The organism is Mycobacterium szulgai (genome assembly GCF_002116635.1).
Classification (GTDB): Bacteria; Actinomycetota; Actinomycetes; order Mycobacteriales; family Mycobacteriaceae; genus Mycobacterium; species Mycobacterium szulgai.
This window is the reverse complement of the sequence record NZ_LQPW01000156.1, coordinates 1-12,519: the sequence shown is the minus strand read 5'-3', so window position 1 is coordinate 12,519 and position 12,519 is coordinate 1. Positions and strand designations below refer to the sequence as shown.

Genomic DNA, 12,519 nt, shown 5'->3' with positions numbered 1-12,519 from the left:
ACCCCTTCGATGCACGTTGCAGCCTGGCCAAACTCGGCAGCGGCAACATATCCAGCGCGCATTGAGGCTTTCCGGAGGATTTCATGTATCGCCACGCCAAGGCCGCAAAGCGTGGGCGCGCCTGCCCCGCCCGCGGGCGGGATGGGGGTACGGTGCCCGGTGTGGTTTCGCGGGGCGTGCAAGGTTTGGCCGCCGCCGCAGTGGCCGCCACGATGGTGACGGGCTGCGGCTCGGGAGACTCCACCGTCGCCAAGACGCCGAAGGCCACACCCGTCACGTCAGCTGCGGCCCCGACCGCACCGGACAGCTCGCCGGCGGCACCGCCCGGCACGGCGGCCGCACCCACCAGTAGCGCCCCGCCCGCCGACCCGTGCGCGGTCAACCTCGCCGCGCCCACCATCGCCAAGGTGGTCTCCGAGCTGCCTCGCGACCCACGCAGCGAGCAGCCGTGGAACCCAGAACCATTGGCGGGCAATTACAACGAGTGCGCGCAGCTGTCGGCCGTCATCATCAAGGCCAATACCAACGGCGATCACCCCAGCACCCGGGCGGTGATGTTCCATCTCGGCAAGTTCATCCCGCAGGGCGTGCCGGACACCTATGGGTTCAACGGCATCGACACGACGCAGAGCACCGGCGACACCGTTGCGCTGACTTATCCCAGCGGTATCCACGGCTTGAACAGCGATGTGAAATTCCACTGGAACGGCACTGGCGTGGAAGTGATCGGCAACAACTCCGGCCGCTGAAGGGCGGCTACCCACGAGGAGCCGGTGCCGCTCTGGCCGCCTGTGCCGCCTGTGCCGCCTGTGCCGCCTGTGCCGCCTGTGCCGCCCCAACTGTTGTATGCGCCTGTCGGACCCCTGCCCTACAGTGGCGGCTGTGTTGGTCACCGGCGACAGCATCGTCTACAGCGCAACGGATCTGGCGTCGGCCGCGCGGTGCGAATACGCCCTGCTGCGGGACTTCGACGCGAAACTGGGCCGCGGCCCCGCCGTGACCGCCGAGGACGAGTTATTCGCCCGCACCGTCGCACTGGGCACCGAGCACGAACGACGCCGGCTCGCGCGACTGCGTGACGAATTCGGGGATGCGGTCGCCGTTATCGGGCGTCCCGCCTACACCCCCGACGGGCTGGCCGCGGCCGCGCGGGCGACGCTGCGCGCCATTGCCGGCCAAGCGCCCGTCGTGTACCAGGCCGCGCTATTCGACGGCCGCTTCGTCGGGTTCGCCGACTTCCTCATCCGCGATGGTGCGCAGTACCGGGTCGCCGACACCAAGCTGGCCCGCTCACCGAAGGTCACCGCACTGCTGCAGCTGGCCGCCTACGCCGATGCGCTGGCCGCTTCGGGTGTGCCCGTGGCGCCGGAGGCCGAGCTGGAGCTTGGCGACGGGACCGTGGTGCGGTACCGCGTCGCGGACCTGATCCCGGTGTATCGGTCCCAGCGCGCAGTGCTGCAGCGCCTGCTCGACGAGCATTACGCCGCGGGCGCGGCGGTGCGCTGGGACGACGACGGGGTGCGGGCATGTTTCCGCTGTCCGCTGTGTACCGAGCAGCTGCGCGCACGCGATGATCTGCTGCTGGTCGCCGGCATGCGAGTGACCCAGCGGGACAAGCTCATTGACGCCGGCATCACCACCATCGGCGATCTTGCCGGCCACACCGGGGCGGTGCCGGGCCTGGCGCCAAGCGCCGTCGGCAAGTTGACCGCACAGGCGAAGCTGCAAGTGCTGCAACGTAATACCGGGGTTGCGCGGTTCGAGGTCGCAGAACCGCAGCCACTGACACTGCTGCCCGAGCCCAACGCCGGCGACCTGTTCTTCGACTTCGAGGGCGATCCGCTGTGGACCACCTGCGGCAAGGAGTGGGGCCTGGAATATCTGTTCGGCGTGCTGGACGCGGCGGGTGGTTTTCGGCCACTGTGGGCACACGACCGGGCGGCGGAGCGCAAGGCGCTGATCGACTTTCTGGCCATGGTCGCCAAGCGGCGCAGGCGCTACCCCAATATGCACATCTACCATTACGCGCCGTACGAGAAGACGGCGCTGTTGCGGCTCGCCGGGCGCTACGGTGTCGGCGAGAACGAAGTCGACGACCTACTGCGCAACGGTGTACTTGTGGACCTGTATCCGTTGGTGCGCAAGAGTATTCGCGTCGGCGCGGAGTCGTTCAGCCTGAAGGCACTCGAGCCGCTCTACATGGGCACGCAGCTGCGTTCGGGTGACGTCACGACGGCCGCCGCCTCGATCACCTCCTATGCCCGCTATTGCGAGTTGCTCGCCGAAGGCCGCCGCGACGAGGCCGCCACGGTGCTCAAGGAGATCGAGGACTACAACCACTACGACTGCCGGTCCACCCGCGCGCTGCGCGACTGGCTGGTGCTGCGGGCCTGGGAAGCCGGCGTCACACCGGTCGGCGTCCAGCCGGTTCCCGACGGCGGGGCCATCGCCGAGCAGGACGGGCTGGCGTCGGCGCTGTCAAACTTCACCGGCGATGCCGCGGCCGCCGACCGCACCCCGCAGCAGACGGCGGTGGCCATGGTGGCCGCCGCCCGCGGCTATCACCAGCGCGAGGACAAGCCGTTCTGGTGGACCCATTTCGACCGGCTGAATTATCCCGCCGAGGAATGGTCGGACAACCCCGGCGTTTTCGTGGTCCGCGAGGCTTCGGTCGCCGTGGACTGGCATACCCCGCCCCGCGCACACAAGCCGCAGCGCCGGCTGCGGCTAAGCGGTGAACTGGCGCGCGGCGATCTCAGCACCAATGTATTCGCGCTGTATGAACCGCCGGCGCCGCCGGGCATGTCCGACGATCCCGATCGGCGGGCGTGCGCGCGTGCGGTGGTCGTCGAGGTCGACGACCCCGCCGTGCCCACCGAGGTCGTCATCGTCGAACGAATCGGCAACGACGGCAACACCTTTGACCAACTGCCATTCGCACTCACACCCGGCCCCCCGGTGCCCACAACCACACTGCGCCAGTCAATCGAGGCAACAGCGACCGCCGTGGCCGCCGGGCTGCCGGCGTTGCCCCGCACCGCGCTGGCCGACATACTGACCCGCCACCGTCCGCGCACCCGCAGCAACGGTGGGCTGCCGCGGAGCACCGATATCGTCGCCGACATCACCGCGGCGGTGCTGGACCTGGACTCGTCCTACTTAGCGGTGCACGGACCACCCGGAACCGGCAAGACACATACGGCCGCGCTGGTCATCAACGGATTGGTCATCGAACATGATTGGCGCATAGGCGTGGTCGCGCAATCGCATGCGGCCGTGGAGAACCTGCTGGACTGCGTGATCGATGCGGGCCTGGATGCCGCACAAGTCGGCAAGAAGCGCCAGGATTCCCAGGCTCGGGGTGCAAACCGCTGGCAGGAGATCGACGCGGGCCAGTACGCGGCGTTCATCACCGAGGGTCCCGGGTGTGTGATCGGCGGCACCGCATGGGATTTCGCGAACGGCAATCGGGTGCCCCCGGGCAGTCTGGACCTGCTGGTGATCGACGAGGCCGGCCAGTTCTGTCTGGCCAACACCATTGCCGTAGCACCGGCGGCGGCGAATCTGTTGCTGCTCGGGGACCCGCAGCAACTGCCCCAGGTCAGCCAGGGCACCCACCCCGAACCCGTCGACACCTCGGCGCTGGATTGGCTGGTCGACGGCCAGCGCACGCTGCCCGATGAGCGCGGCTATTTTCTCGACGTCTCCTACCGGATGCACCCGCAGGTGTGCGCCGCGGTTTCGGCGCTGTCCTACGAAGGCCGGCTGCATTCACACACCGAAACGACCTGCGCGCGCCGCCTCGAGGGATATCAGCCCGGTGTGCACGTGCTTCCCGTTCGCCACCAAGGCAATTCGATCGAAAGCCCGCAGGAGGCCGACGCCATTGTCGCCGAGATCCGGCGCCTATTGGGCCGGCAATGGACCGATGAGCACGGCACCCGGGGGTTGACGGCATCCGACGTGCTGGTGCTGGCGCCCTACAACGCACAGGTGGCGACGGTACGTCAACGGCTGCGGTCGGGCGCGCTGGGCGAGGTACGGGTGGGCACGGTTGACAAGTTCCAGGGTGGGCAGGCGCCGGTCGTGCTGATCTCGATGACCGCCTCGTCGGTTGACGAAGTTCCACGCGGAATTTCGTTCCTGCTCAACAGGAATCGGCTCAACGTTGCGATCAGCCGGGCGCAGTACGCGGCGGTGATCGTGCGCTCGGAGATGTTGACCGAGTATCTGCCCGCCACACCCGCCGGTTTGGTGGACCTGGGTGCCTTCCTCGCGTTGACGCCCGGGTAGACAGCGCCTACAGCGAGCCGGTGCCTCCCGTGCCGCCGGCGCCGCCGGTGCCGCCGGTGCCGCCGAGCGGGTTGGTGGCGCTATTGCCCGGCTTGCCCGGTACCCCGATGGCACCGCCGCTGCCGGGGTTACCGCTGGAACCGACACCACCGGTGCCGCCCGTTCCGCCGGTGCCACCGGCACCGCCACTGCCGCCCAAGACGGCGCCGATGCCGCCCACGCCGCCGTCTCCGCCGAAACCGCCCTGACCGCCGGTGCCACCGGTGCCGTGGGCGTTGGAACCGCCGGCGCCACCTTTGCCGCCTTGGCCGCCTTGGGCACCGTTGCCGGCGACCAGACCGTTGGCGCCTTGGCCGCCGACGCCGCCGTCGCCGCCCAGACCGCCCTTACCGGCCGCGTTCCCGGCGAACGTGGTGCCACCACCCTGGCCACCTTGACCGCCTTCGCCGCCACCGCCCGCAGCACCGGCGACTCCGGTGCCGGAGGGACTGCTCCCGCCCATACCGCCTTTGCCACCACCACCGCCGATGCCGCCGCGGCCGCCGATTCCTGCATTGTTGGCGCCGTCGTCGTTGTAGCCCTGGCCGCCGCTGCCGCCGGCACCACCCAGACCACCTTGGCCGCCATTGCCGTTAATGGAGCCCGCAGCGAAGGTTTGACCGCCCATGCCGCCCGCGCCGCCCTGGCCGCCACCACCACCGCTGCCCGCGACGCCACCCGCCGGGCCGATAGCACCGTCACCGCCCGCGCCACCATTGCCGCCGAGGCCACCAGTGCCGCCGGTGTTACCGGACACATTGACGAAGCCGCCTTGGCCGCCGGCGCCGCCGTCGCCGCCGATGCCGCCGGCACCGGGTGTTCCGCTACCGATCGCACCGCCGGTGCCAATCGCGCCACCGCCGCCGCCCTTGCCGCCATCGCCGCCGGTACCGCCGTTCGTGGCGTTGAAGGGCCCGTTGTCGGGGCTTCCGGCCCCACCGTCACCGCCGCGACCGCCGGTGCCGCCCTGCCCGCCACTGCCATTGGTGGCGTTCGGCACGGCATCGCCGCCGCTGCCGCCGAGACCGCCGTCGCCACCGCGGCCGCCGGCACCGGCGTTGTTGCCGCCGGAGAAGTCGGTGTTGCCCAGGCCGCCTTCGCCGCCCTGGCCGCCTTGGCCACCCGCGCCGGCGGTGTGACCGGCGATGGTGGTGGCGCCCCCGGTGCCGCCGGTGCCGCCGGCACCGCCGTCGCCCCCGGCGCCCGACGTTGCGCCGCCGTTGCCGATGCCGAATCCGGCCGAACCGCCCTGACCACCCTTGCCGCCCTGACCACCGGCGCCACCGGCGCCGGCCGCAACGGTGCCGGTGTCGGCGAAGCCCTTGCCGCCTTTACCGCCGCCGCCACCGGCGCCGCCGTCACCGCCATTGCCCCGAGATCCGGTGGGGGTGAAGGAGTTACCGCCCTGTCCACCCTGGCCGCCGTCGCCACCCTGGCCGCCGGCAAAGCCGGCACCGCCGGGCGTGGCGGCATCAGGTCCATCGCCGCCCTGGCCGCCTTGGCCGCCTTTGCCGCCGTCACCGGCGACGCCGGTGGAACTAAAGGCGCTACCACCCGAGCCGCCGCCGCCGCCTCGGCCTCCGGTCCCCACCCCACCGGCGGTGCCACCGGTACCGCCGGTCCCGATCGCACCCCCGGCGCCGCCCTTACCGCCCATTCCGCCGTCGCCACCGGCGGTGGCCGGGGTGCTGCTGCCCTCGAATGCGCCCTGGCCGCCCTGGCCACCTAGACCGCCGGTGCCGCCTTGGCCTCCGCTGCCGTTTATTCCGCCGTTGGTGGTGCCGCCGCTACCCCCTATGCCGCCCTGCCCACCGGTGCCCCCGTCCCCGCCGACGACGCCGGGACCGGCGAATGAGCCGCCGCCACCTTGGCCGCCGTCGCCGCCTCGGCCACCCACACCGCCACCACCCTCGGTGCCGCCGGTGCCACCGTGGCCGATCGCACCTCCGGCCCCGCCCTCGCCGCCCTTGCCGCCGTTACCGCCGGTGCCGGCGTTGTTGCTGCCGGTGTCGGGGAAACCAGTGCCACCCGTGCCACCCTGGCCGCCGGTGCCACCCTGGCCGCCGCTCCCGTTGGTGCCGCCGGCAACCGCTGCGCCGCCGGTGCCGCCCGTCCCGCCCTTGCCGCCTTGGCCGCCATCGAATCCGGCGCCCGCGGGCGTGTTGCTGCCGACGCCGGCACCGCCCTGGCCGCCCGCACCGCCTTGGCCGCCGAGACCACCGGTGTGACCGGTAACAGTGGTGGCGCCGCCCTGGCCACCCTGACCGCCCTGGCCGCCGGTGCCCGCGGCACCGACTGTCGAACTGCCGGGATCGCCGCCCACACCCACTGCGCCGCCCTGGCCACCCTGACCGCCCTGGCCACCGCGGCCGCCGGTGCCGCCCATGTTGCTGGGAAGATTGCCGTTGTCGGTCACACCGGTGCCGCCGGTGCCGCCCGCACCACCTTGGCCGCCCTTCCCGCCGCTGCCGTTGGTTGCGCCCGATATGGCGCTACCACCCTGGCCACCCGCACCGCCCTGGCCGCCCTGGCCACCGTCGGCGGCGGTACCGGCGTTCACGCCGTCGCCGCCCTGGCCGCCCTGGCCACCCTTGCCAGCGGTGTGACCAGCGGTGGAGGTATTGCCGCCTTGCCCGCCGGTGCCTCCGTCACCGCCGACACCCAGGCCGCCGGTGGCACCGCCGATGCCACCCGTGCCGGCCGCGCCGCCGGCACCGGCCGTACCGCCGGTGCCACCGGTGCCACCATCGCCGGCCGGGGTGACACCGTCGTCGGTGAAGCCGAAGCCGCCGGTACCTCCGGTGCCGCCGCGGCCACCGACGCCGCCGTCGCCGTTGATTCCGCCGCTGGTAGTACCGCCCTGGCCACCCTGACCGCCATGGCCACCAGTGCCGCCGGGGTTACTGGTCCCGAACGCACCCTGCCCACCTTGACCACCGATGCCGCCCTGGCCGCCCTGGCCTCCCCCACCCACGGCGCCAGCCTTACCGCCGGTGCCGGCCGCGCCACCCGCGCCGCCCTGGCCGCCGGTACCGCCGCTACCGCCCATGCCGGCGTCGCCCGAGCCGCTGTCGTTGAAGCCGAAGCCGCCGCTACCGCCCTGGCCGCCTTGACCGCCGGTGCCGCCGTCGCCGTTGAATGCGTCGGCAGCTGCGTTGCCGCCGGTGCCGCCCACGCCGCCTTGGCCGCCCTGCCCACCCGCGGAGGCACCGCCGGCGGCGCTGGTGGCGGAGGCGCCGAAGCCGCCGAGACCGCCGGCACCGCCGCCGCCACCACGGCCGCCGGTGTGGCCGGTGAAGGTGGTGGCACCACCCTGGCCGCCGTGGCCGCCCGTGCCGCCGTCGCCTGCGGTTCCGACGCTTCCGCCGCTGCCGCCGAAGCCGGTCATGCCGCCCTGGCCGCCCTGGCCGCCCTGGCCACCCTGGCCGCCCTGGCCGGCGTCGTTGTTGCCGTCGTCGGCATAGCCTTGACCGCCTTGACCGCCCGACCCACCGGTGCCGCCCTTGCCGCCGCTGCCATTGGTCGCCCCCGCGACTGCGTTGCCGCCCTGGCCGCCGAAGCCGCCGCTGCCGCCGTTGCCGCCGGGCATGCCGCTATTGAATGGTGCGACACCATCGCTGGCCGCGGCACCTTGACCGCCGTCACCGCCCCGGCCGCCGGTGCCGGCGGTGTTGCCGGCTTGGGTGGCGGCACCACCGGTGCCGCCGGTGCCACCGGTGCCGCCGCTGCCGGCAACGCCGGCAACGCCGCTGTTGACCCGACCACCGGTGCCCACCGCGCCGCCGGCTCCGCCATCGCCGCCTTTGCCGCCGACGCCGCCGGCCCCGGCGTCGTTACCGCCATGATCGGCGTAGCCGGCGCCGCCAATGCCGCCGGTGCCGCCTTCACCGCCCTGGCCGCCACTGCCGTTGAATCCCCCGGCCGTGGCGCCGCCGCCGGCACCACCGACGCCGCCCTGGCCACCTTTACCGCCCTCGTAGCCGGTGCCGAACGGTGTGGTGGCATCGGCGCCAGTACCGCCTTGGCCGCCCATACCGCCCCGACCGCCCATAGCGCCCGACCCAAACCCCGAGGTGGCGCTGCCACCGGCGCCACCGGTGCCACCGGTCCCGCCCGTTCCAGCGGCGCCCGACGTGCCTCCGGTGCCGCCGCTACCGGCCGCACCGCCGCTACCGCCCACGCCACCCTGGCCGCCGTCGCCGCCCCATCCCGCGCCCCCGGTACCCGTCGTGTCGGTGAAGCCCGCGCCACCGGCCCCACCTTGACCACCGGCGCCGCCCTGGCCGCCGCTGCCATTGGTCGCACCGGTCACGGCGTGGCCGCCGGCACCGCCGGTCCCGCCAACACCGCCCGTACCGCCCATCTGGCCAGTGCCGAACTGGATGGTCGCGTCCATGCCGGCGGCACCCTGGCCACCGGCGCCGCCCTGACCGCCGGCACCTGCGGTATTGCCGCTCTTCGTGGCGTCGCCGCCGACGCCGCCGGTGCCGCCGGTGCCACCCTGGCCGGCCTGGCCGTTGACGTTTTGGGTGCCGAAGCCGGTAGTGCCGCCCTGGCCGCCCTGACCACCTCCACCGCCGGTGCCGCCAGTGCCACCGGTGCCCGCGTCATTGCTGCCGCTGTCGGTGAAGCCCGCGCCGCCGGTGCCGCCCCGGCCGCCCTGGCCGCCGTCACCGCCCATGCCACCATTGACCGCGCCGAAGCCCGCGGCGCCGCCGGCACCGCCTCCGCCGCCCAGACCACCTTTGCCGCCGGTGCCGGCGGTGGCGTTGGCCAGGCCGTTGACACCGTCGCCGCCCTGGCCACCGTGACCGCCTTGACCACCGTGACCCGCGGTACCAAAGCCACTGCCCACTGTGCCGCCAGCGCCGCCGGTGCCGCCGGTACCGCCGACGCCGGCGACTCCGCCGGTGCCGCCGATGCCAATCGTCCCGCCGTCGCCGCCGTCACCGCCTTTACCGCCGGTACCGCCGAAGGAGTCGTCGCCCAGAGTCGCGGCCTTGCCGCCCTCGCCACCGGTACCGCCCTGGCCACCGTCGCCGTTGACTCCGCCGATGGTGACACCGCCCTGGCCGCCGTCGCCGCCCTTGCCGCCCTGGCCACCCATGTTGCCGGTGTTGCCGCTGCTGGACCCGGTGCCGCCGGCGCCGCCGGTGCCGCCCTGGCCACCGGTGCCGCCGGCGCCCACGGTCCCCCCGCTGCCGCCGCTACCGATCGCGCCGCCTAAGCCACCTTGTCCGCCGTGGCCGCCGGTCCCGCCGGTGCCGGCGTTGTTGCTGCCGGTGTCGGCGTGGCCGACGCCGCCGGTGCCGCCCTGCCCGCCCTGGCCGCCCTGGCCACCGGCACCGTTGGTGGCGCCGGCAATGGCGCCGCCCCCGGTCCCGCCGAGCCCGCCTTGACCGCCCTGACCGCCCTCGCCGCCAGTGCCCGCGATCGGACCGTCGATGCCGGTACCGCCTTGGCCGCCCTGCCCGCCCTGGCCGCCGGCGCCCGCGGTACCGCCGACGGTGACGGTCGCGCCACCCTTGCCGCCGTCGCCACCGATGCCGCCGAAGCCCGCTGCGCCCGCCGTACCCGCGACCGCACCGCCGGTGCCGGCCGCACCACCGCCGCCGCCTTGACCGCCCTGGCCGCCCTGGCCGCCGGCGCCGGCGTTGTTACTGCCGGTATCGACATGGCCGGTCCCGCCGATGCCGCCGACGCCGCCTTCGCCGCCGCCGCCGCCGCTACCGCTGGTTCCGGTGGGGTCGGCGGAACCACCACCTTGGCCGCCGGCACCGCCGGCACCGCCCAGGCCGCCCGCATAGCCGTTACCGCCGGTCGGTCCGGCGAGCCCTTGGCCGCCCTGCCCGCCGCGGCCGCCGTCACCGCCATCGCCGGCCACACCGCCGGCACTGGTGGCCCCACCGCCTACCCCCCCGTCGCCGCCGGCGCCGCCGGTGCCGGCGGCGCCGACGGTGCCACCCGTGCCGCCCACGCCGATCGCTCCGCCGGTGCCGCCCTTTCCACCGTTGCCGCCCATGCCGCCCTTGGTGGCGTTATTGCTGCCGTCGTCGGTGAAGCCGGCGCCCCCGGTGCCACCGGCGCCGCCGGTGCCACCCTGGCCGCCGGTGCCATTGACACCGCCAAGACCCGAGCCGCCCTGGCCACCTTCACCGCCGTCCGCGCCGTCGCCGCCCGTGCTGCCGTTAAAGCCTTTCGTGGCGTCGGGGCCTTGCAACCCGGCCCCACCTGTGCCACCTTTACCGCCCGCACCACCGATGCCGGCGGCACCCGTGGCACCACCGGTGCCCCCGGTGCCGGCAATACCGGCGGTGCCGGCGGCCCCGCCCATACCACCCTTGCCTCCTCCGGTGGCTTTGTCGGTGCTGGTCTCGGCGAAACCGGTACCGCCCTGACCGCCGACGCCACCTATGCCACCGGCACCGCCGGTGCCGTTGATGCCGCCGACGCCGGAGCCACCCTGGCCACCTCCACCACCGTTACCGCCCTGGCCGCCGACGCCGCCGGTGACACCCTTGCTGCCGGTAATGCCTTGGACGCCGGCACCGCCGGTGCCTCCTTGCCCACCGGCACCGCCGGTGCCGGCCTTGCCCGTGGCACCACCGGTTCCCCCGGTGCCCGCGCCACCAGCCAGGCCGGCGGCGCCGCCGACCCCGCCGTCGCCGCCGTTGGTGGCGTTGTTGGTCCCGTCGCCGTCGAAGCCAGTACCGCCCTGACCACCGGCGCCGCCAGTGCCGCCGGTACCGCCGGTGCCATTTGTGCCACCTACACCCGAACCACCCTGGCCGCCCTTACCACCGTCACCGCCGTGCCCGCCGAGGCCGCCGTCAACGCCCTTACTGCCCGCGGGGCCTTGCACGCCGACCCCACCAGTACCGCCCTGGCCACCCTGGCCGCCGGTACCGCCCACACCCGCAGCGCCGCCGGTGCCGCCGATACCGGCCGCGCCGGCCAGCCCGGCCGCGCCGCCATTACCGCCGGTCCCACCGCCGGTGGCTTTGTCAGTGCCGCTCTCGGCGAACCCGGTGCCGCCCTGACCGCCCATGCCACCCGTGCCGCCGGCGCCGCCGATGCCATTGGTGCCGCCGTTACCGAACCCGCCCTGACCGCCCTGACCACCTTGACCGCCTTGACCGCCCAAGCCGCCGATCTTTCCGACCGTGCCCGTCACGCCCTGCCCGCCGGCCCCACCGGAACCGCCGTGACCGCCTACCCCGCCGGTGCCCGCGGTACCCACCGCGCCGCCGTCGGTGCCCGCGCCGGGCAAACCCGCATCGCCGCCGCTACCGCCCTGCCCGCCGTTGGCGCCGCCACCGCCGGTGGTGCCGGTGTTGGAGCCCCCGCCCCCGCCCGCGCCACCCTGTCCGCCGGTGCCGCCATGACCGCCTGCGCCACCGCCGGATCCGCCTATGCCGAAGCCGCCGTAACCGCCCTGCCCGCCGGGCCCACCGGTGCCGCCCGGCGAGCCGGGGGTGGGCAAGGTCGGGTCGCTGGTCCCGCTGCTACCGGTTGCGCCCTGCCCACCGGCACCCCCCGTGCCGCCCGCTCCACCGGTGCCGTTGGCGCCGAACGCGCCCCCGTCCGCGCCGGCGCCGCCGTGACCGGCGCTACCGCCCATCCCGCCCTGACCACCACCGCCGCCGATGCCACCGCTGTTGCCGGTATTGGCACCACCGGTTCCGCCGGTACCACCCTGGCCGCCCACGCCGCCTTGGCCGCCTTGGCCACCGCCGACTCCGGCAATGCCGGCACCGCCAAAGCCACCTTGACCGCCGGGGCCGCCCTGGCCGCCCGGATTACCCGGGTTGGGTGAGAAGGGATCGTCGAATCCGTTGCTGCCGGTGAAACCGACCCCGCCGGTGCCGCCGGTCCCACCGGTTCCGCCGACGCCATTGGCGCCCACGTGGCCGGGCGTTCCCAGGAAGCCGCCGTTACCGCCGGGCCCGCCGGGGCCCGCGTTGCCGCCCGTGCCGCCGAAGCCACCCGGCCCGGCGCTGAAGAAGTTCGCGCCGCCGTCGCCGCCGCTGCCGAACGGCGCACCAAAGCCGAGTGGACCTCTATTCCCACCGCCCGCGCCGCCGGGCCCACCAGGTCCGCCGAAACCCCCGAAACCGCCCATGTTCCCGGACACGCCCGCGTTACCCGCGCCACCGGCGCCACCGACCCCGCCGGCACCTCCCGCCC

3 protein-coding genes are annotated in these 12,519 nt (G+C 74.2%); 2 read left to right on the top strand and 1 reads right to left on the bottom strand.

All coding sequences use genetic code 11. The features are described 5' to 3' along the window. Positions 1-161: 161 nt before the first annotated feature. Together AWC27_RS23665 and AWC27_RS23660 are read left to right on the top strand one after the other, a co-directional pair. Positions 162-749, top strand: coding sequence for an LppP/LprE family lipoprotein (locus tag AWC27_RS23665; protein WP_245847460.1), 588 nt, complete (start codon positions 162-164; stop codon positions 747-749). Between the two features lie 133 nt (positions 750-882). Then, complete coding sequence (locus tag AWC27_RS23660) at positions 883-4,293, top strand: TM0106 family RecB-like putative nuclease (protein WP_085672745.1); 3,411 nt, start codon at positions 883-885, stop codon at positions 4,291-4,293. Between the two features lie 7 nt (positions 4,294-4,300). Here the strand turns inward: AWC27_RS23660 and AWC27_RS32895 are convergent. Next, a partial coding sequence (locus AWC27_RS32895; RefSeq protein ID WP_169726850.1) for a hypothetical protein occupies positions 4,301-12,519 on the bottom strand: 8,219 nt, incomplete at its 5' end.